The sequence below is a fragment of the Pseudomonas sp. 3MAES_34.3B genome, assembly GCF_058145875.1.
On record NZ_CM176960.1, the window covers coordinates 979,963 to 999,629 of the forward strand.

Consider the following 19,667-nt stretch of genomic DNA (forward strand, 5'->3'; position numbering starts at 1 on the left):
AGGGGGTTACCGCGCCTCGAGGAACGCGCGGATACGATTGGCCGCTTCGATGCATTCGGCCAACGGCGCAACCAGGGCCAGGCGAACGCGATTGGCGCCCGGGTTCACCCCGTTTACCTCACGGGACAGGTAAGAGCCCGGCACCACGGTTACGTGCTGTTCGCAGAAGAGTTCGCGGCAGAAGGTTTCATCGCTCATGGGCACGCCTGCCCACAGGTAAAACCCACCATCGGGCCGCTGCACATCCAGTACCGGGCCGAGAATCTCCAGCACGGCGTCGAACTTCTCCCGGTACAGGTCGCGGTTGGCGCGCACATGCTCTTCGTCGTTCCAGGCCGCGATGCTCGCCAGCTGGGTGGGGATGGACATGGCGCAGCCGTGGTAGGTGCGATACAGCAGGAACGCCTTGAGCACATCGGCGTCGCCGGCCACGAACCCCGAACGCAGCCCCGGGAGATTGGAACGCTTGGACAGGCTGTGGAACACCACGCAGCGCTTGAAGTCCGACCGGCCCAGTGCTGCGCACGCGCTGAGGAGGCCCGGCGGCGGGGCGCCTTCGTCGAAATACAGCTCGCTGTAGCATTCGTCTGCGGCAATGATGAAGTTGTGCTTGTCCGCCAGCGCAATCAGCGACTTGAGCGTGTCCAGCGGGATCAATGCGCCGGTCGGGTTGCCCGGGGAGCAGAGGAACAGCACCTGGCAGCGGTCCCAGATCTGCGCCGGCACTGCGTCGAAGTCCGGATTGAAGCCGTGTTCTTCCAGGCAAGGCAGGTAATGCGGCTGTGTGCCAGCAAGGATCGCCGCCCCTTCGTAGATTTGATAGAAAGGGTTGGGGCTCACGATCAGGCCGTCGCGGTCCCGTTCCGCCACCGTCTGCACAAAGGCGAACAGCGCCTCGCGGGTGCCGTTCACCGGCAGCACATGGCGGGCGGGGTCGATCCAGTTGGCCGGCACGCCGAAACGGTGCGCGCACCATTGGCCGATGGCCTCACGCAGGGCCGGCAGGCCGGCGGTGGTGGGGTATACCGCGAGCTGATCGAGATTGTCGGCCAGCGCCTTGGCGACGAAGGCCGGCGACGCGTGCTTGGGTTCGCCGATGGACAGCGCGATGTGTGCCTTGCCCTCCGGCGGTTGGGCGCCGGCCAGCAGGGCGCGGAGCTTTTCGAACGGGTAGGGCTGCAAGTGGCTCAGGGCTTGGTTCATCGGTAGCTCGAATTCAGATACTAAGGCGAGACAGTTCAATGCCACCCGCCTGGGGCACGCTCAGCTGCTCGACGATCGCGTCTTGCAGGCGCGCGCACAGTTGCGGGTCGGCCAGTGGCTGGTTGTGGGCGTCGGTGAGGAAGAACACGTCTTCCACGCGCTCGCCAAGGGTGGCGATTTTCGCGTTCTGCAGCGACAGGTCGAATTCCAGGAAAATCTTTCCCAGGCGTGCCAGCAGGCCGGGGCGGTCCGGCGCGCTGAGCTCGAGAATGGTCACCGGCCGCTGGGCGTCGGTGAGAATGGTCACCTGCGGGGCGAAGGCAAAATGCTTCAGCTGGCGCGGCACGCGGCGCTGGATGATGGTCGGGTAGTCATCAGGGTTGCGCAGGGCTTCGGTAAGGCCGTCTCGGATCTGCTGGATACGCTGCGGGTTATTGCCGATCGAGCCGCCGTCGTTGTCCAGCACGATGTATGTATCGAGGGTGAACTGGCTGCTCGAGGTGATGATGCGCGCGTCATGGATGTTCAGGTTGAGCTGGTCCATGGCGGCCACGGTCACGGCGAAGAAGTCGTGCTGGTCCGGCGCATAGATGAAGATCTGGCTCGCCCCTTCAAAATCGCGCTGGGTGGTTTCGCGTATCAGCACCAGTGGGCCGCCGTCTGCCGGCTGCTGAAGGATCGCATCGGTGTGCCATACCACGTCCCCGGCGGTATGCCGCAGGAAGTAGTCGTCGCCCAGCTGGCTCCAGAGTTGCTCGACGTCGTCGGGGTCGGTGCCACTGCGCACGAGGATGTCCAGCGCGGCCGCCTGGGTCTGGCGAATCTGCTCTTCGCGGTCCAGCGGGTTTTCCAGGCCACGGCGCAGCGCGCGCTTGGTTTCCGTGTACAGCTGGCGCAACAGGCTGGCCCGCCAGGAATTCCACAGGCTTGGGTTGGTGGCGTTGATGTCCGCTACCGTCAGCACGTACAAGTAGTCCAGGTGTACTTCATCCCTCACCAGTTGGGCAAAGTCATGGATTACCTGCGGGTCGGACAAGTCCTTGCGCTGCGCCGTGGTGGACATCACCAGGTGGTTCTGCACCAGCCACACGATCAGGCGGCTGTCCCACGGTGGCAGCTGGTGCCGCTCGCAGAAGGCCTGGGCATCCACGGCGCCGAGCTCGGAATGGTCGCCATTACGCCCTTTGCCGATATCGTGGTACAGGCCGGCGATATAGATGAGTTCCGGCTTGGGCAGCTTGCCCATAACCTTGCTGGCCAGCGGGAACATCTCCGACACCGGCGTGTACTGCAGCTTGCGCAGGTGCTTGATGAGGTTCAGCGTGTGCGCATCCACGGTGTAGATGTGGAAAAGGTCGTGTTGCATCTGGCCCACGATATGGCCGAACTCGGGCAGGTAGCGGCCCAGAATGCCGTAGCGGTTCATTCGCCGCAGGTTGCGGTGGATGCCGATTTCGCACTTGAACAGCTCGATGAACAGGCTGGTGTTGCGAATGTCGTGGCGGAAGTTGTCGTCGATCAGGTGACGGTGTTCGCGCAGCAGGCGAATGGTATCTGCCCGAACGCCTTTGATCTCCGGGCTTTGCGCCATGAGCACGAAAATTTCGAGGATGGCGAACGGGAACCGGCGGAACACATTGGGCGCCGTGGCTTCGATGTAGCCATCGTGCAGCTGGAAGCGCGCATTGATCGGCGTTACGCAGGTGCCGGTCTCATCGGCCAGCAGCTCTTCTTCGAAATGCTGGATGATCAGGTCGCTCAGCTCGGCGATGCGCATCACTACCCGGTAATACTTCTGCATCAGGGCTTCGATGGCCAGCTTGGCATCGCTGTCCTTGTAGCCCAGCAGCTCGGCGATGCGCCGCTGGTAGTCGAACAGCAGGCGATCCTCGGAGCGCCCGGCCAGCATGTGAAGCGCATAGCGCACCTTCCAGAGGAATTCCTGGGAAGCGGCAAGCAGGTCGCCTTCGTTCTCCAGCAAAAAGCCCTGGCCGGCCAGTGCCTGAAGGTTGAGCGTGCCATATTGGCGGCGGGCCACCCAAAGGATGGTCTGGATGTCCCGCAGGCCACCGGGCGATCCCTTCACGTTGGGTTCCAGGTTGTACTCGGTGTCGTTGTACTTGTGGTGCCGGGCCTTCTGTTCCGCCCGTTTGGCCAGGAAGAACTCCTTGCTCGGCCACATGCGGTCCGGCGCTGTCACTTCCAGCATGCGCTTGCGCAACCGCTCCGGGCCGGCGATGGTGCGGCATTCCATCAGGTTGGTGATAACGGTGAGGTCCGCGCGGGCTTCCTCGGCGCACTCTTCGACCGAGCGCACGCTTTGCCCTACCTCCAGGCCGATGTCCCAGAGCAGGGTGAGGAAACGCTCGATGGAGTCGCGGAACACTTCGTGGTCGGCGTCCTCAAGGAGGATCAGCAGGTCGATGTCGGAGTAGGGGTGCAGCTCGCCGCGACCATAGCCGCCAACGGCTACCAGGGCGATGTCGGCTTCCTCGCTCCAGTCGAACTGCGCCCAGGCCTGTTGCAGGATATTATCCACGAACCAGGCCCGGTCTTCCACCAGGCGGCGAACGTTACGGCCTGAGGCAAAGCGCTCGTTGAGCACATCGCGGGCCTGGCGGATGGCCTTCTTGAACGCAGCCACGGGGCTGGCCTTGAGGGCCAGTTCCGCCTGGAACTGGCCGCGATCGAACAACTCCGGATCTACCTGCGGCATCGGATCGCCTTCCTTCTATAGGGCCGTACTGAACCGTCAGTTCGCTGAAGTGCGCGGCAGGGTGTCGTCGCGCCGCAGCGTGAGGATCTCGTAGCCGTTGGCAGTGACCAGCACGGTATGTTCCCACTGGGCCGACAGCTTGCGGTCCTTGGTGATCGCGGTCCAGCCATCGCCCAGCAGGCGGGTATCGGCCTTGCCCTGGTTGATCATCGGCTCGATGGTGAAGATCATGCCTTCCTTGAGCTCGATCCCAGTACCGGCGCGGCCGTAATGCAACACCTGCGGCTCCTCGTGGAAGACCTTGCCGATGCCATGGCCGCAGTATTCGCGCACCACGGAGAAGCCGTTCTTCTCGGCGTGTTTCTGGATGACTTCACCGATGTCCCCCAGCCGCGCGCCGGGCCGAACCACCTCGATGCCCTTGTACATGCATTCCTGCGTTACGCGGGAAAGCCGGGTGGCCCACTCGGGTACCGTGCCTACATGGAACATGCGGCTGGTATCGCCGTGGTAGCCATCCTTGATTACCGTGATGTCGATGTTCAGGACGTCGCCATCCTTGAGCGGCTTCTCGTTGGGAATGCCGTGGCACACCACGTGGTTGATCGAGGTGCAGATGGACTTGGGGAAGCCCTTGTAGTTGAGCGGGGCGGGGATGGCCTTCTGTTCATTCACGATATAGTCGTGGCACAGGCGGTCCAGTTCATCGGTGGTGACCCCGGGCTTCACATACGGCTCGATCATCTCCAGCACCTCGGCGGCCAGGCGGCCGGCGACGCGCATCTTCTCGATGTCCTCGGGGGTTTTGATGGTTACGGTCATACAGGCTCTCTCGGCACCATCGGTGCGGGTATAAATGTACAAAGTGGCGATTCTACCATAGCCGTGCCCGGGAAGGCCTTGCCGACGCGGACGCAGGCGCGCCGGGGCAGGGGTGCGCCACGGTTTCTCTTTGCCGCGTTGTGTGATATAAAGTGCGCCGCTTTGCGGGGGGCTTCTCCGCTTGGCTTTAACCCACACACGTATCGACACGATGACCTGGGTGCCCGGGCCGCAAGGCCATGGGTTGGATCATTGGGATGCGTGGAGGCCTAACCCGACTTATCAAGGAACTATCATGTCCCAAGTCAATATGCGCGATATGCTGAAGGCCGGTGTGCACTTCGGCCACCAGACCCGTTACTGGAACCCGAAAATGGGCAAGTTCATTTTCGGCGCGCGTAACAAGATTCACATCATCAACCTGGAAAAAACCCTGCCGATGTTCAACGAAGCGCTGAGCTTCGTCGAGAAACTGGCCCAGGGCAAGAACAAGATCCTGTTCGTTGGCACCAAGCGTTCCGCCGGCAAGATCGTTGCTGAAGAAGCGGCACGTTGCGGCTCGCCGTTCGTGGATCACCGCTGGTTGGGCGGCATGCTCACCAACTACAAGACCATTCGTCAGTCGATCAAGCGCCTGCGTGACCTGGAAACCCAGGCCGAAGACGGTACGTTCGCCAAGCTGACCAAGAAAGAAGCCCTGATGCGCACCCGCGACCTGGAAAAACTGGATCGCAGCCTGGGTGGTATCAAGGACATGGGCGGCCTGCCTGACGCACTGTTCGTCATCGACGTCGAGCACGAGCGCATCGCGATCACCGAAGCAAACAAACTGGGCATTCCGGTCATCGGCGTTGTCGATACCAACAGCAGCCCTGAAGGTGTTGACTACGTGATCCCGGGCAACGACGACGCCATCCGCGCAATCCAGCTGTACATGGGTTCGATGGCCGACGCTGTTATCCGTGGCCGCAACAACGTTGCTGGCGGTACTGGCGAATTCGCCCAGGACGCTACCAGCGAGGCAGTAGAAGGCTGAGTCGACCGCGCCTGACAATGGCACGGTAAGCGAAAAGGGGGCTAGGCCCCCTTTTTGCCACCCGCCGAGGCCGAAGCGGCCCCGCGGGTCAGAATTTCAATGCCCGTTCATACGCGGGCGGTATGGCCGAAAACCTGTTCGAGAGGATTTTGAAATGGCAGAGATTACTGCGGCGCTGGTCAAAGAACTGCGCGAGCGTACCGGCGAAGGCATGATGGATTGCAAGAAGGCCCTGACCAAGGCCGGCGGCGACATCGAAAAAGCCATCGACGACATGCGTGCCTCGGGCGCGATCAAGGCTGCCAAGAAGGCAGGCAACGTCGCCGCTGAAGGCGCGGTCGCAATCCAGGACGACGGCAAAGCCGCCGTGCTGCTCGAAGTCAACTCCCAGACCGACTTCCTGGCTCTGCAGGACGACTTCAAGGCATTCGTTGCCGCCAGCGTCCAGAAAGCATTCGCCGACAAGCTGACCACCGTCGAGCCGCTGATCGAAGCCATGGAAGCCGACCGTCTGGTTCTGGTTGGCAAAACTGGCGAAAACGTCAACATCCGCCGCCTGGCGCGCGTGGAAGGTGACGTGATCGGTACTTACCTGCACGGCAACAAGATCGGTGTAGTTGTTGTTCTCAAGGGCGGCGATACCGAGCTGGCGAAAGACATCGCCATGCACGTGGCAGCCACCAACCCTGAGTTCCTGCTGCCTTCGCAAGTCTCCGCCGAAGCCATCGAGCGTGAGAAGGGCGTATTCCTGCAGCTGAACGAAGAGAAGATCAAGGGCAAGCCCGACAACATCGTGGAAAACATGGTGGCTGGTCGCATCAAGAAGTTCCTGGCTGAAGCAAGCCTGGTAGAGCAGGCGTTCGTGAAGAACCCTGAGCTCACCGTGGGTGCTCTGGCTCAGAAAGCAGGCGCCGAAATCGTTTCCTTCACCTACTTCAAGGTAGGCGAGGGCATCGAGAAGCCGGTCGACAACTTCGCTGACGAAGTTGCCGCACAAGTGGCTGCCGCCAGCAAGCAATAAGACAGGTTACTGCTGTCTCCCAAAGAGGCTGCCCGCTCACGCGCGCAGCCTCTTTGTCAAAGTGATACCCCGTGGGTTGCCTCAGGCGCCCCGGCGGGCGCCAGAAGCGCCCGGGTTGCAACAGGCGAAAGGCCTGAAATATTCAAGAACGCCGCAGGAGAGATACGCAATGGCCCAGCAGGTGAGTGGTCGTCAACCTCGCTATAAACGCATTCTGCTCAAACTCAGCGGCGAGGCCCTGATGGGCTCCGAAGAGTTCGGTATCGATCCCAAGGTGCTGGACCGGATGGCGCTGGAAGTGGGCCAGTTGGTGGGTATCGGTGTACAGGTAGGCCTGGTCATCGGCGGGGGCAACCTGTTCCGCGGCGCGGCGCTCAGCGCGGCCGGCATGGACCGCGTGACGGGCGACCACATGGGCATGCTGGCCACGGTAATGAACGGCCTGGCGATGCGCGACGCGCTTGAGCGCTCCAATATCTCGGCCATCGTGATGTCCGCCATTTCCATGGTGGGCGTGACCGACCACTACGACCGCCGCAAGGCCGTGCGCCACCTCAACAGCGGCGATGTGGTAATTTTCTCCGCTGGCACCGGGAATCCGTTCTTCACCACCGATTCGGCTGCCTGCCTGCGCGGTATCGAAATCGACGCTGATATCGTGCTCAAGGCCACCAAGGTGGACGGTGTGTACACCGCAGACCCGTTCAAGGACCCGCATGCCGAGAAGTTCGAGCGGCTGACCTACGACGAAGTGCTGGACCGCAAGCTCGGCGTGATGGACCTTACCGCCATCTGCCTGTGCCGCGATCACAAGATGCCGCTGCGGGTCTTCAACATGAACAAGCCTGGCGCCCTGCTCAACATCGTGGTTGGCGGCGGCGAAGGCACCCTGATCGAGGAAGGCATGTAATGATCGAAGATATCAAGAAAGACACCAAGGCCCGCATGGACGGCGCTATCAACTCGCTGTCCCATAACCTGGGCGGCATCCGTACCGGCCGTGCTCACCCCAGCATCCTGGAGAGCGTGAAAGTACCGGCCTGGGGCAGCGAAATGCCGCTCAACCAGGTGGCTTCGGTTACCGTTGAAGACGCTCGAACCCTCAAGATCGTTGCGCACGACAAAGACCTGGGCAAGGCGATCGAAAAGGCCATCCTCAACTCAGACCTGGGCCTGAACCCGAGCAGTGCCGGCACCACCATTCGTGTGCCGATGCCCGCCCTGACCGAAGAAACCCGCAAGGGTTACACCAAGCAGGCCCGTGGCGTGGCCGAGGACGCGCGGGTTGCCGTGCGCAACGTGCGTCGCGATGCCCTGGCCCAGCTCAAGAAGCTGGTCAAGGACAAGGAAATCAGCGAAGACGAAGAACGCCGCGGCGCTGACGATATCCAGAAAATGACCGACAAGTACGTGGCCGAAGTCGACAAGAAGCTGGAAGAAAAAGAAAAGGACCTGATGGCCGTTTAAGGACACCGTCGTGCTCATGGAAAAGATCAAGCCGGCAGCGTCCGTGTCCGTCCCGCGACACGTGGCGATCATCATGGACGGCAATAACCGCTGGGCGAAGAAGCGCCTGCTGCCTGGCGTCGCCGGGCACAAGGCTGGCGTGGATGCTGTGCGCGCGGTGATCGAGGTGTGCGCCGAGGCGCGCGTCGAGGTGCTGACCCTGTTTGCCTTTTCCAGCGAGAACTGGCAGCGGCCTGCCGAAGAGGTCGGTGCGCTGATGGAGCTGTTTTTCACGATGCTGCGGCGGGAAGCCCGCCGCTTGAACGACAACAACATCAGCCTTCGCATCATCGGCGACCGCAGCCGTTTTCACCCCGACCTGCAGGCTGCCATGCGTGAAGCTGAAGCCCTCACCGCAGGGCCTGGTCGCTTCGTGCTACAGATCGCCGCCAATTATGGCGGGCAGTGGGATATTGCCCAGGCCGCGCAACAGCTGGCTTACCAGGTGCAGGCCGGCAAGTTGCGCCCCGAGGACATTACCCCGGCGCTGCTTCAGGGGTGCCTCGCGACAGGTGATCTGCCCTTGCCAGACCTGTGCATCCGCACCGGTGGCGAGCACAGGATCAGCAATTTCCTGCTGTGGCAGCTGGCCTACGCCGAGCTGTACTTCTCCGACCTGTACTGGCCGGACTTCAAACACGAGGCCATGCGCACGGCGCTGGCCGATTTCGCCTCCCGCCAGCGTCGCTTCGGTAAAACCAGCGAGCAGGTCGAGGCCGGAGCCCGTGCCTGATGCTTAAACAACGCATTTTGACCGCGCTGGTCCTGTTGCCTGTAGCCCTGATCGGGTTTTTCCTCCTGGACGGCGGATGGTTCGCACTGTTCATCGGTGCAGTCGTTACGTTGGGCGCATGGGAGTGGGCCCGCCTGGCCGGCTGGGAAACCCAGGCGCCGCGGGTTGGATACGCGGCAGTAGTGGCCCTGGCGCTACTGGTGTTGTATGCCTTGCCGGGCCTGGCGCCCTGGTTGCTTGCCCTCGCGGTCGCATGGTGGGGCGTGGCGACCTGGCTGGTAATGACCTACCCAGGCTCCACGCTGCATTGGTCCAGCGCTCCCCGTAAACTGGTCATCGGTTGGGTGGTATTGCTTCCCGCTTGGGAGGGCTTGCTGGTGCTCAAGCAATGGCCATCGGGCCTGGGCAACTGGCTGATCCTCTCGGTCATGGTGCTGGTTTGGGTGGCCGATATCGGCGCTTATTTCTCGGGCCGGGCCTTTGGCAAGCGCAAGCTGGCGCCTGCGGTCAGCCCGGGCAAAAGCTGGGCGGGCCTATACGGTGGCCTGGGTATCGCCTTGCTGGTCACGTTGATCACCGGGCTGGCTCGCGGCTGGGCTGCCGGGCAACTGATCGGTGCGCTGCTGATCGCGGCAATCGTGGTGCTGGTGTCGGTGGTGGGTGACCTTACCGAAAGCATGTTCAAGCGCCAGGCCGGGATCAAGGACAGCAGCCAGCTGTTGCCGGGCCATGGCGGCGTGCTCGATCGCATCGACAGCCTCACTGCGGCCATTCCCGTGTTTGCGGTGCTGCTGTGGCTCGCCAACTGGAGCCTGATGTGAGCGGGCGGCAGCGTATAACCGTACTGGGCGCCACCGGGTCCATAGGGCGTAGCACCCTGGATGTGGTGGCGCGCCACCCTGAACGCTACGAAGTACATGCCCTTACCGGGTACTCGCGCCTGGATGATCTGCTCGCCCTTTGCGAGCAGCACCGCCCGAAGCTGGCCGTGGTCGCCACCGCAGCCGAGGCGGGTGAATTCGCCCGGCGTTTACGCGACGCGGGGCTGGCGACCGATGTGCTGTATGGGGAAGAGGGGCTGTGCGAGGTCTCCCGGGCGAGCGAGGTGGACGCCGTGATGGCGGCCATTGTAGGCGCGGCTGGCCTGCCCCCTACACTGGCAGCGGTACGTGCCGGCAAAAAGGTACTGCTTGCCAACAAGGAAGCCCTGGTCATGTCCGGAGGCCTGTTCATGCAGGCAGTACGCGACAGTGGCGCGGTGCTGTTGCCCATCGACAGCGAGCACAACGCCATTTTTCAGTGCTTGCCTGGCAACTATGCGCAGGGGCTCGCTCAGGTGGGCGTACGGCGTATCCTGCTCACCGCTTCCGGTGGGCCCTTCCGGGAAACACCCTTGGAGGCGCTGGCAGGCGTCACGCCAGAGCAGGCCTGTGCCCATCCCAACTGGTCCATGGGGCGCAAGATTTCCGTGGATTCGGCCACAATGGCCAACAAAGGGCTGGAGCTGATCGAAGCCTGCTGGCTGTTCGATGCGCGCCCGTCCCAGGTTCAGGTCGTGGTTCACCCTCAGAGTGTCATCCATTCGCTGGTCGACTACGTTGACGGCTCGGTGCTGGCGCAGCTAGGAAATCCCGACATGCGCACGCCCATCGCCAATGCGCTGGCATGGCCCGAACGGATCGACTCCGGGGTGGCACCTCTTGACCTGTTCGCCATAGCACGGCTGGATTTCCAGGCGCCGGATGAGCAGCGCTTCCCTTGCCTGAGGCTGGCGCGCCAGGCTGCCGAAGCCGGTGGCAGCGCCCCGGCCACGCTCAATGCGGCGAACGAAGTAGCGGTCGCGGCGTTTCTCGAGCGGCGCATCCGCTACACCGAGATCGCGAGTATGATCGAAGCCGTGCTGGGCGAGTCCCCGGCCGGCCCGCTGGAAAACCTCGATGCGGTCTTCGCCGCTGATACCAGCGCCCGTCGCCTTGCCGGGCAGTGGTTGACTCGGTGGGGCCGATGAGTTCCGATTGGTGCGCCCCGGGTCTGGATAATCGCTCCCGGGCGCTGCGGAGATACCTATGAGTGCACTTTATATGCTGGTTGGCACCCTCGTAGCACTCGGGGTGCTGGTGACCTTCCACGAATTCGGCCACTTCTGGGTTGCCCGCCGGTGCGGGGTAAAGGTGCTGCGTTTCTCGGTGGGTTTCGGTACACCCTTGCTGCGCTGGAGCGATAAACAGGGCACGGAATACGTCGTGGCGGCAATTCCGCTGGGCGGTTACGTGAAGATGCTCGACGAGCGGGAAGCCGAGGTGCCCGTCGAGCAGCTTGACCAGGCCTTCAACCGCAAGCCCGTTCGTCAGCGCATTGCTATCGTTGCAGCCGGCCCTGTGGCCAATTTCCTCCTTGCCATCGCTTTTTTCTGGGTGCTGGCCATGCTTGGCAGCGAACAGGTTCGGCCGGTGATCGGTGCGGTCGAAAGCGGCAGCCTGGCGGCAAGCGCCGGTTTGCAGCCGGGGCAGGAAATCGTGGAGATCGACGGTGAGCCGGTCTCTGGCTGGTCAGGTGTGAACATGGAACTGGTCCGCCGCCTGGGCGAAACCGGCAGCCTGAACATTCGGGTCACGGGGGAGGGCGGTACCAGTGCCCACACCGTTGACCTGGTAGCCTGGCTCAAGGGTAGCGACGAGCCAGATCCCGTAAGGTCGTTGGGCATTCGGCCATGGCGGCCGGTGCTGGAGCCGGTGCTGGCCGAAATCGACCCGGAAGGGCCGGCCGGCGCCGCCGGTCTGAAGTCTGGCGATCGCCTGCTGGCGTTGGATGGGGTAGCGCTGGCGGACTGGCAGCAAGTGGTAGACGCCGTGCGTCAGCGCGCCAACCGCCAGGTGACCTTGCAGGTGCAGCGCGACGGCCAGCAGCTGGATATTCCAGTCACGCTGGCCCGCAAGGGCAAGGGTGAAGCCGCTGCGGGTTACCTGGGCGCGGGGGTAGCGCCGGTAGCGTGGCCCCCGGAAATGCTGCGCGAGATCAGCTTCGGGCCGCTCGACGGGCTGGTCGAGGGCGCTCGGCGAACCTGGGAGATGAGCGTGTTGACCCTTGATTCGCTGAAGAAAATGCTCTTTGGCGAGCTCTCGGTAAAAAACTTGAGTGGACCGATAACCATTGCTAAAGTGGCGGGCGCTTCGGCCCAGTCGGGCCTTGGGGATTTCCTGAATTTCCTGGCTTATCTCAGCATCAGCCTCGGGGTTCTCAATCTGCTACCCATTCCCGTCCTGGATGGGGGGCATCTGCTGTTTTACCTGATCGAATGGGTCAGGGGTCGTCCGGTCTCCGATCGGGTACAGGGCTGGGGGGTTCAGATCGGTATCAGTCTGGTAGTCGGCGTTATGCTGCTCGCCCTGATAAACGACCTGGGTCGGTTGTAATGAGTCGCACAATTGCGAACCTGCCGCCTATGCGGCAGTTTGTTTATTGCCCGTTGGAATAAGAAAGGACTTCATGAAACGTCTGCTGCTTACTGCGGTGCTGTCCGCACTGATGATCACCGAAGTTCACGCCGAGTCCTTCACCATCTCCGATATTCGCGTCAACGGCCTGCAGCGGGTATCCGCCGGCAGCGTCTTTGGCGCCCTGCCCCTGAACGTGGGCGAGCAGGCCGATGACCGCAAGCTGGTGGATTCCACGCGCGCGCTGTTCAAGACCGGTTTCTTCCAGGACATTCAGCTGGGCCGAGACGGCAACGTCCTGGTGATCAACGTGGTGGAGCGGCCGTCGGTCGCCAGCATCGAGATCGAAGGCAACAAGGCCATCTCCACCGAAGACCTGCTCAAGGGCCTGAAACAGTCCGGCCTGGCCGAAGGCGAGATCTTCCAGCGCGCCACGCTCGAAGGCGTGCGCAACGAGCTGCAGCGCCAGTACGTGGCCCAGGGCCGCTACTCGGCCACCGTGGACACCGAAGTGGTGACCCAGCCGCGCAACCGCGTGGGCCTGAAGATCAAGATCAACGAAGGCACGGTCGCGGCCATCCAGCACATCAACGTGGTGGGCAATACCGTCTTCTCCGAGGAAGACCTGGTCGACCTGTTCGAGCTCAAGACCACCAACTGGCTGTCGTTCTTCAAGAACGACGACAAGTATGCCCGCGAAAAACTATCCGGTGACCTTGAGCGCCTGCGCTCGTACTACCTGGACCGCGGCTACATCAACATGGACATCGCCTCCACCCAGGTGTCGATCACCCCGGACAAGAAGCACGTCTACATCACCGTGAACGTGAACGAAGGCGAGAAGTACAAGGTTCGCGACGTCAAGCTCAGCGGCGACCTCAAGGTGCCCGAGGACCAGATCCAGAACCTGCTGCTGGTCAAGCCCGGCCAGGTGTTCTCGCGCAAGGTGATGACCTCCACCTCCGACCTGATCACCCGCCGCCTGGGCAACGAGGGCTACACCTTCGCCAACGTCAACGGCGTGCCGCAGCCCCACGACGACGACCACACCGTGGACATCACCTTCATGGTGGACCCGGGCAAGCGCGCCTATGTGAACCGCGTGAACTTCCGCGGCAACACCAAGACCGAAGACGAAGTGCTGCGCCGTGAAATGCGCCAGATGGAAGGCGGCTGGGCTTCGACCTACCTGATCGACCAGTCCAAGACCCGCCTGGAGCGCCTGGGCTACTTCAAGGAAGTGAACGTCGAAACCCCGGCGGTGCCTGGCACCGACGACCAGGTGGACGTGAACTACACCGTGGAAGAACAACCGTCCGGCTCGATCACCGCCAGCGTGGGCTTCGCCCAGAGCGCGGGCCTGATCCTGGGTGGTTCGATCAGCCAGAGCAACTTCCTGGGTACCGGTAACAAGGTCAGCATTGGCCTCACCCGTTCCGAGTACCAGACCCGCTACAACTTCAGCTTCGTCGATCCGTACTACACCCCGGATGGCGTGAGCCTCGGTTACAACGCCTTCTACCGTAAAACCGACTATGACGACCTTGACGTCGACGTGGCCAGCTACGCGGTGGACAGCCTGGGTGCCGGCCTGAACTTCGGTTACCCGATCAGCGAAACCTCGCGTCTCACTTTCGGCCTTACCGTCCAGAAGGACGAGATCAACACCGGTACCTATACCGTTGGCGAGATCTACGACTTCATCGATCGGGAAGGCGACAGCTTCACCAACTTCAAGGCGTCGGTGGGCTGGTCGGATTCCACCCTGAACCGTGGCACCCTGCCAACCCGTGGGCATTCCCAGAGCCTTACCCTGGAAACCACCACACCGGGCAGCGACCTGTCATTCTACAAGCTGGACTACCGCGGCCAGCTGTTCACGCCGATCACCGAAAACTACACCATGCGTTTCCATACCGAACTGGGCTATGGCGACGGCTACGGTTCTACCGACGGCCTGCCGTTCTACGAGAACTACTACGCGGGCGGCTTCAACTCCGTGCGCGGCTTCAAGGACAGCACCCTGGGCCCGCGCAGTACCCCGGCCACCAACGACCCCGATCAGGATCCGTTGGCCTTCGGTGGCAACGTGATGATCACCGGCGGCGCGGAGATTCTCTTCCCGATGCCGTTCGTGAAGGACCAGAAGTCCTTGCGCACCTCCTTGTTCGCCGATGTGGGTAACGTCTTCGACTCTAAGTGCCAGTACTCCTCGGCAAGCTCTACCTACCCGGTGAGCACCAAGGACTGCGGTTCCATCGACTTCTCCAACATGGCCGCCTCGGTTGGCCTGGGGGTTACCTGGATCACCGCGCTGGGCCCGTTGAGCTTCAGCCTCGCCATGCCGATCAAGAAGCCCGACGAAGCCGAAACCCAGATCTTCCAATTCTCGTTGGGGCAGACGTTCTAAGCGTCTCCCCGGCCCACATACAACGAATTCGCAGGAGTTTATCGTGCGCAAGCTGACTCAACTGGTTATCGTGGCCGCGGCCATGTTCGCGACCCCCGCCTTCGCCGAAATGAAGATCGCGGTGCTCAACTATCAAATGGCGCTGCTCGAATCCGACGCCGCGAAGAAGTACGCCGTGGATGCCGAGAAGAAATTCGGCCCGCAGCTGACCAAGCTCAAGGGCCTGGAAAGCAGCGCCAAGGACATTCAGGACCGCCTGGTGAAAGGCGGCGACAAAATGCAGCAGCCTGAGCGTGAGCGCCTGGAGCTGGACTTCAAGCAAAAGGCCCGGGACTTCCAGTTCCAGTCCAAGGAGCTGAACGAAGCCAAGGCCTCGGCCGACCGCGACATGCTCAAGGTACTCAAGCCCAAGCTCGACAGCGCTGTCGAAGGCGTGATCAAGGCCGGTGGCTTCGACCTCGTGCTCGAGCGCGGCGCAGTAATCGATGTCAAACCTCAGTACGACATCACCCGTCAGGTCATCGAGCGCATGAACCAGACCAAGTGATGATGACATCGAGCCTTACCCTCGGCGACATTGCCGATACCCTGGGGGCCGAAGTCATCGGCGCCCGGGAGCACTTGATAGATGGGCTGGCCACCTTGCAGGAGGCCGGCCCTTCTCAGCTGAGCTTCCTGGCCAACCCTCAATACCGCAAGCACCTGGCGACCACTTGCGCCGGGGCGGTGCTGCTCAAGCGTGAGGATGCGCAAGGCTACGCGGGCAATGCTCTCGTAGTGCCGGATCCTTACCTGGCCTACGCGCATATTTCCCACCGCTTCGATCCCAAGCCTCGTGCGCCCGCAGGCGTGCATCCCAGCGCAGTCGTCGCCGCAGACGCCGATGTCGACCCTTCGGCAAGCGTCGGCCCGTTCGTGGTCATCGAAAGCGGTGCCGTTATCGGTGCCGGCGTTACCCTGGGGGCGCACTGCTTCATTGGCGCCCGCAGCGTGGTCGGAGAGGGCGGCTGGCTGGCGCCACGGGTGACCCTGTACCACGACGTGCGCATCGGCAAGCGTGTGGTGATTCAGTCAGGCGCGGTCATCGGCGGCGAAGGTTTTGGCTTTGCCAATGAAAAAGGCGTGTGGCAGAAAATTGCCCAGATCGGCGGCGTAACGGTCGGCGATGACGTTGAAATCGGCGTGAACACTGCGGTAGACCGCGGCGCCCTTGCAGACACCGTGATCGGCAACGGCGTAAAACTCGACAACCAGATCCAGATTGCCCACAACGTCCAGATTGGCGATCACACGGCCATGGCCGCGTGCGTGGGCATTTCGGGAAGCAGCAAGATCGGCAAGCACTGCATGCTTGCGGGCGGCGTGGGGCTGGTTGGCCATATCGAACTGTGCGACCACGTATTCGTTACCGGAATGACCATGGTCACGCGCTCCATCACCGAGCCGGGTGCATACTCCTCCGGCACCGCAATGCAGCCGGCCGCGGAATGGCGCAAGAGCGCGGCGCGCATTCGCCAGCTCGACGACATGTATCGCCGGCTGGCTCAGGCAGAAAAGCGGATTGAAGCGGTGACCCGGGCCGACGATGGGTCATCAGATGGCTGATCCCTTTTCACTATCAGCAGCGCACTACCGCTAGACTGCGCTGCTGAGGCAAGGAGTGCCGTACCCGCGGCCCACCTAGGCGGCCCCGCAGGCTTGCGCGCTCCCTCTCTTCTATACAGGCTTTCCCCCGACATGATGGACATCAACGAGATTCGCGAATACTTGCCTCATCGCTACCCTTTCCTGCTGGTGGACCGGGTGGTGGAATTGGATGTCGAGAGCCAGCGCATTCGCGCCTACAAGAATGTCAGCATCAATGAACCGTTCTTCAACGGTCATTTCCCAGCGCATCCGATCATGCCTGGGGTGCTCATCATCGAAGCAATGGCCCAGGCTGCCGGCATCCTCGGCTTCAAGATGCTGGACGTAAAGCCTGCGGACGGGACCCTGTACTACTTCGTAGGTTCGGACAAGCTGCGCTTCCGCCAGCCGGTTACCCCGGGCGACCAGCTGATCCTCGAAGCACGCTTCATCAGCTGCAAACGCCAGATCTGGAAGTTCGACTGCCAGGCCTCCGTCGATGGCAAGCCTGTGTGCTCCGCCGAAATCATCTGCGCGGAACGCAAACTATGAGCTTGATCGACCCTCGTGCAATCATCGACCCCTTGGCCGTACTGGCCGAAGGTGTCGAGGTAGGCCCGTGGTCGATCATCGGCGCAGGGGTAGAAATCGGTGAAGGCACGGTCATCGGGCCTCACGTGGTGCTGCGCGGGCCCACCCGCATCGGCCGGCACAACAAGATCTATCAGTTCTCGTCCATTGGCGAGGACACGCCTGACCTGAAATACAAAGGCGAAGCCACGCGCCTGGTCATTGGTGATCACAACGTGATCCGCGAGGGTGTAACCATCCATCGCGGTACGGTGCAGGACCGCTCCGAAACGACCATCGGGGACCATAACCTGATCATGGCCTATGCCCATGTGGGGCATGACAGCGTGATCGGCAACCACTGCATCCTGGTCAACAACACCGCGCTGGCCGGCCACGTGCACGTGGGCGATTGGGCCATCCTTTCCGGCTATACCCTCGTGCACCAGTATTGCCACATCGGCCCGCACAGCTTCTCGGGCATGGGCACGGCCATCGGCAAGGACGTCCCGGCCTTCGTGACCGTATTCGGCAACCCTGCCGAAGCGCGGGGCATGAATTTCGAAGGCATGCGTCGTCGCAATTTCAGCGACACGACCATTCACACGTTACGCAACGCCTACAAGGTGGTTTACCGCCAGGGGCTGACCATCGACCAGGCACTGGCCCGGCTTGAGGAGCCCGCGCAAGGTTGCGCGGAAGTGGCACTGTTTGTTTCGACCATCCGGGAAGCTACCCGCGGCATCACCCGCTGATGCCAGCCGAACTGTGCGTGGCGCTGGTAGCGGGCGAAGCCAGCGGCGACATCCTGGGGGCAGGCCTGATGCGTGCGCTCAAGGCTCGCCACCCGCAGGTGCGTTTCATCGGCGTGGGCGGCCCCCGGATGGAAGCCGAGGGTTTGCACTCCTACTTCCCCATGGAGCGGCTGGCCGTGATGGGGCTGGTAGAGGTGCTCGGCCGGCTGCGGGAACTGCTGGCACGCCGCAAGCAGCTGGTACAGACCCTGCTCGAAGCCCGGCCGGATGTGTTCATTGGTATAGACGCGCCGGATTTCACCCTGGCCATCGAGGCTCGGATGCACAGCGAAGGCATCAAGGCCGTGCATTACGTGAGCCCGTCGGTATGGGCGTGGCGGCAAAAGCGGGTGCTGAAGATTCGCGAAGGCTGTGACCTGATGCTTACGCTTTTCCCCTTCGAGGCCAGGTTCTACGAAGAGAAGGGCGTGCCGGTACGTTTCGTGGGCCATTCGCTGGCCGATCAGATCCCGTTGCAGGCCGATCGGGCCCAGGCCCGCCAATCACTGGGGCTTGCGCTCGAAGGGCCGGTGGTGGCGCTGATGCCAGGCAGCCGCGGCGGCGAAGTCCGTCGCCTGGGGGCACTGTTCTTCGATACGGCGCAGCGTTTGCTTGCGGCCCGCCCGGGCCTTCGCTTCGTGATGCCATGCGCCAGCCCGGAGCGCCGGGCCCAGCTGGAGGCCTTGCTTGCCGGGCGTTCGCTGCCCATCACCTTGCTCGACGGGCAGTCCCACGAAGCGCTTGCCGCCTGCGACGCGGTACTGATCGCTTCCGGGACAGCTACCCTGGAAGCACTCTTGTACAAACGACCAATGGTGGTGGCTTATCGCCTTGCCCCGTTGACCTGGTGGTTACTCAAACGTATGGTCACAAGCCCATACGTGTCCCTGCCCAACCTCCTTGCCCAGCGTGCGCTGGTCCCGGAAATCCTGCAGGACGCCGCCACGCCCGAGGCATTGGCCCAAGCCTTGCTGCCGCTGCTGGATAACCCGGGCGAGCAGACCGCAGGCTTCGATGCGATTCACCGTACGCTTCGTCAGGACGCCTCCAATCAGGCGGCGGACGCTGTGCTGCAACTGTTGGCACGCTGACCAGGAACCCCGTGATGGAACCTACACAACTGCAAATGGGCCTGGATTACACCCTGGTCGAAGAACTGGTCTGCGGCGTTGACGAAGTGGGTCGAGGCCCGCTGTGTGGTGCAGTGGTCACGGCTGCGGTCATTCTCGACCCCACCCGCCCCATCCTTGGCCTCAACGATTCGAAGAAACTCACCGAGGCCCGCCGCGAAGCCTTGTATGAAGAGATCTGCGAAAAAGCCCTGAGCTGGAGCATCGCCCGCGCAGAAGTGGACGAGATCGACAGCCTCAACATTCTGCACGCTACCATGTTGGCCATGCAGCGGGCGGTCGCGGGCCTGCATATCACCCCTCGGCTGGCATTGATCGACGGCAACCGCTGCCCCACGCTGGCGGTACCCAGCGCCGCAGTGGTCCAAGGGGATGCGAAGGTGCCGGCCATCGCCGCGGCGTCCATCCTGGCCAAGGTAAGCCGTGACCGTGAAATGACCGCTTTCGAGCTCATTTATCCTGGCTATGGCCTGGGCAGCCACAAGGGTTACGGTACACCGGCACACTTGGAGGCCCTGGCCCGGCTTGGCCCCACGCCGATCCACCGGCGTTCCTTCGCACCCGTGCGTGCCGCCTTCGAAGCGCGCGACGCGGATTTCGCCGAAGCCTGACGCGCTGTCCGGCGGCTGCATTAACAGCCAGCCGCCGCTACAATTCCCCGCTATC

Annotated in this window: 18 protein-coding genes; 15 read left to right on the forward strand and 3 right to left on the reverse strand. The window is 62.5% G+C overall.

The window, feature by feature from the left end; all coding sequences use genetic code 11:
* Positions 1–6: 6 nt before the first annotated feature.
* The 3 genes from dapC to map are packed head-to-tail and all read right to left on the reverse strand — an operon-like array spanning position 7 to position 4,741.
* A complete protein-coding gene (gene dapC / locus AC3Z8Y_RS04375) occupies positions 7–1,203 on the reverse strand; it encodes a succinyldiaminopimelate transaminase (protein WP_490088615.1) in 1,197 nt (398 codons plus the stop codon).
* A gap of 13 nt (positions 1,204–1,216) precedes the next feature.
* Positions 1,217–3,919 (reverse strand): [protein-PII] uridylyltransferase, encoded by a 2,703-nt coding sequence (locus AC3Z8Y_RS04380; RefSeq protein ID WP_490088616.1) that lies wholly within the window; start codon positions 3,917–3,919, stop codon positions 1,217–1,219.
* A gap of 36 nt (positions 3,920–3,955) precedes the next feature.
* Entirely contained in the window at positions 3,956–4,741 is a 786-nt protein-coding gene (map, locus tag AC3Z8Y_RS04385; RefSeq protein WP_225775117.1) for a type I methionyl aminopeptidase, read from the reverse strand.
* 295 nt (positions 4,742–5,036) lie between these two features.
* Between map and rpsB the strand changes: the two genes are divergently transcribed.
* The 15 genes from rpsB (at position 5,037) to rnhB (ending at position 19,612) form a co-directional block, all read left to right on the forward strand.
* Entirely contained in the window at positions 5,037–5,777 is a 741-nt protein-coding gene (gene rpsB, locus AC3Z8Y_RS04390) for a 30S ribosomal protein S2 (RefSeq protein ID WP_181118175.1), read from the forward strand.
* A 154-nt stretch (positions 5,778–5,931) separates the two neighbouring features.
* The gene (gene tsf, locus AC3Z8Y_RS04395) at positions 5,932–6,798 is read left to right on the forward strand and encodes a translation elongation factor Ts (RefSeq protein WP_181118177.1); all 867 of its coding nucleotides are present in this window, start codon (positions 5,932–5,934) and stop codon (positions 6,796–6,798) included.
* Positions 6,799–6,967: 169 nt separating this feature from the next.
* Positions 6,968–7,708: a UMP kinase gene (gene pyrH / locus AC3Z8Y_RS04400; RefSeq protein WP_181118179.1), complete on the forward strand. Its 741-nt coding sequence runs from the start codon at positions 6,968–6,970 to the stop codon at positions 7,706–7,708.
* On the forward strand, positions 7,708–8,265 hold the full coding sequence (gene frr, locus AC3Z8Y_RS04405; RefSeq protein ID WP_490088617.1) for a ribosome recycling factor: 558 nt from the start codon (positions 7,708–7,710) through the stop codon (positions 8,263–8,265). Before pyrH ends, frr begins: the two co-directional genes overlap by 1 nt.
* 16 nt (positions 8,266–8,281) lie before the next feature.
* Positions 8,282–9,037: a polyprenyl diphosphate synthase gene (gene uppS / locus AC3Z8Y_RS04410; protein WP_490088618.1), complete on the forward strand. Its 756-nt coding sequence runs from the start codon at positions 8,282–8,284 to the stop codon at positions 9,035–9,037.
* Complete coding sequence (locus AC3Z8Y_RS04415) at positions 9,037–9,858, forward strand: phosphatidate cytidylyltransferase (RefSeq protein WP_490088619.1); 822 nt, start codon at positions 9,037–9,039, stop codon at positions 9,856–9,858. The genes uppS and AC3Z8Y_RS04415 overlap by 1 nt, the downstream gene beginning before the upstream one ends.
* The gene (gene ispC, locus AC3Z8Y_RS04420) at positions 9,855–11,045 is read left to right on the forward strand and encodes a 1-deoxy-D-xylulose-5-phosphate reductoisomerase (protein WP_490089930.1); all 1,191 of its coding nucleotides are present in this window, start codon (positions 9,855–9,857) and stop codon (positions 11,043–11,045) included. Before AC3Z8Y_RS04415 ends, ispC begins: the two co-directional genes overlap by 4 nt.
* A gap of 58 nt (positions 11,046–11,103) precedes the next feature.
* Complete coding sequence (gene rseP, locus AC3Z8Y_RS04425) at positions 11,104–12,450, forward strand: RIP metalloprotease RseP (RefSeq protein ID WP_490088620.1); 1,347 nt, start codon at positions 11,104–11,106, stop codon at positions 12,448–12,450.
* A 73-nt stretch (positions 12,451–12,523) separates the two neighbouring features.
* Positions 12,524–14,881 carry an outer membrane protein assembly factor BamA gene (gene bamA, locus AC3Z8Y_RS04430; RefSeq protein ID WP_490088621.1) on the forward strand — a complete coding sequence of 786 codons (2,358 nt, stop codon included), beginning with the start codon at positions 12,524–12,526 and terminating at the stop codon, positions 14,879–14,881.
* A 43-nt stretch (positions 14,882–14,924) separates the two neighbouring features.
* Positions 14,925–15,428: an OmpH/Skp family outer membrane protein gene (locus AC3Z8Y_RS04435; protein WP_490088622.1), complete on the forward strand. Its 504-nt coding sequence runs from the start codon at positions 14,925–14,927 to the stop codon at positions 15,426–15,428.
* Complete coding sequence (gene lpxD / locus AC3Z8Y_RS04440; RefSeq protein ID WP_490088623.1) at positions 15,425–16,486, forward strand: UDP-3-O-(3-hydroxymyristoyl)glucosamine N-acyltransferase; 1,062 nt, start codon at positions 15,425–15,427, stop codon at positions 16,484–16,486. Before AC3Z8Y_RS04435 ends, lpxD begins: the two co-directional genes overlap by 4 nt.
* A 132-nt stretch (positions 16,487–16,618) precedes the next feature.
* The gene (fabZ, locus tag AC3Z8Y_RS04445) at positions 16,619–17,059 is read left to right on the forward strand and encodes a 3-hydroxyacyl-ACP dehydratase FabZ (RefSeq protein WP_040261126.1); all 441 of its coding nucleotides are present in this window, start codon (positions 16,619–16,621) and stop codon (positions 17,057–17,059) included.
* Complete coding sequence (gene lpxA / locus AC3Z8Y_RS04450; protein WP_490088624.1) at positions 17,056–17,832, forward strand: acyl-ACP--UDP-N-acetylglucosamine O-acyltransferase; 777 nt, start codon at positions 17,056–17,058, stop codon at positions 17,830–17,832. The genes fabZ and lpxA overlap by 4 nt, the downstream gene beginning before the upstream one ends.
* Positions 17,832–18,962, forward strand: coding sequence for a lipid-A-disaccharide synthase (lpxB, locus tag AC3Z8Y_RS04455; RefSeq protein ID WP_490088625.1), 1,131 nt, complete (start codon positions 17,832–17,834; stop codon positions 18,960–18,962). The genes lpxA and lpxB overlap by 1 nt, the downstream gene beginning before the upstream one ends.
* A 29-nt stretch (positions 18,963–18,991) precedes the next feature.
* Complete coding sequence (gene rnhB, locus AC3Z8Y_RS04460) at positions 18,992–19,612, forward strand: ribonuclease HII (protein ID WP_490089931.1); 621 nt, start codon at positions 18,992–18,994, stop codon at positions 19,610–19,612.
* Positions 19,613–19,667 lie beyond the last annotated feature (55 nt).

Excerpts from the sequence above, each read along its gene's own strand:
- dapC (WP_490088615.1), bottom strand. The coding sequence starts at position 1,203 with ATGAACCAAGCCCTGAGCCACTTGCAGCCCTACCCGTTCGAAAAGCTC.
- AC3Z8Y_RS04380 (WP_490088616.1), bottom strand. The coding sequence starts at position 3,919 with ATGCCGCAGGTAGATCCGGAGTTGTTCGATCGCGGCCAGTTCCAGGCG.
- map (WP_225775117.1), bottom strand. The coding sequence starts at position 4,741 with ATGACCGTAACCATCAAAACCCCCGAGGACATCGAGAAGATGCGCGTC.
- rpsB (WP_181118175.1), top strand. The coding sequence starts at position 5,037 with ATGTCCCAAGTCAATATGCGCGATATGCTGAAGGCCGGTGTGCACTTC.
- tsf (WP_181118177.1), top strand. The coding sequence starts at position 5,932 with ATGGCAGAGATTACTGCGGCGCTGGTCAAAGAACTGCGCGAGCGTACC.
- pyrH (WP_181118179.1), top strand. The coding sequence starts at position 6,968 with ATGGCCCAGCAGGTGAGTGGTCGTCAACCTCGCTATAAACGCATTCTG.
- frr (WP_490088617.1), top strand. The coding sequence starts at position 7,708 with ATGATCGAAGATATCAAGAAAGACACCAAGGCCCGCATGGACGGCGCT.
- uppS (WP_490088618.1), top strand. The coding sequence starts at position 8,282 with ATGGAAAAGATCAAGCCGGCAGCGTCCGTGTCCGTCCCGCGACACGTG.
- AC3Z8Y_RS04415 (WP_490088619.1), top strand. The coding sequence starts at position 9,037 with ATGCTTAAACAACGCATTTTGACCGCGCTGGTCCTGTTGCCTGTAGCC.
- rseP (WP_490088620.1), top strand. The coding sequence starts at position 11,104 with ATGAGTGCACTTTATATGCTGGTTGGCACCCTCGTAGCACTCGGGGTG.
- bamA (WP_490088621.1), top strand. The coding sequence starts at position 12,524 with ATGAAACGTCTGCTGCTTACTGCGGTGCTGTCCGCACTGATGATCACC.
- fabZ (WP_040261126.1), top strand. The coding sequence starts at position 16,619 with ATGATGGACATCAACGAGATTCGCGAATACTTGCCTCATCGCTACCCT.
- lpxA (WP_490088624.1), top strand. The coding sequence starts at position 17,056 with ATGAGCTTGATCGACCCTCGTGCAATCATCGACCCCTTGGCCGTACTG.
- lpxB (WP_490088625.1), top strand. The coding sequence starts at position 17,832 with ATGCCAGCCGAACTGTGCGTGGCGCTGGTAGCGGGCGAAGCCAGCGGC.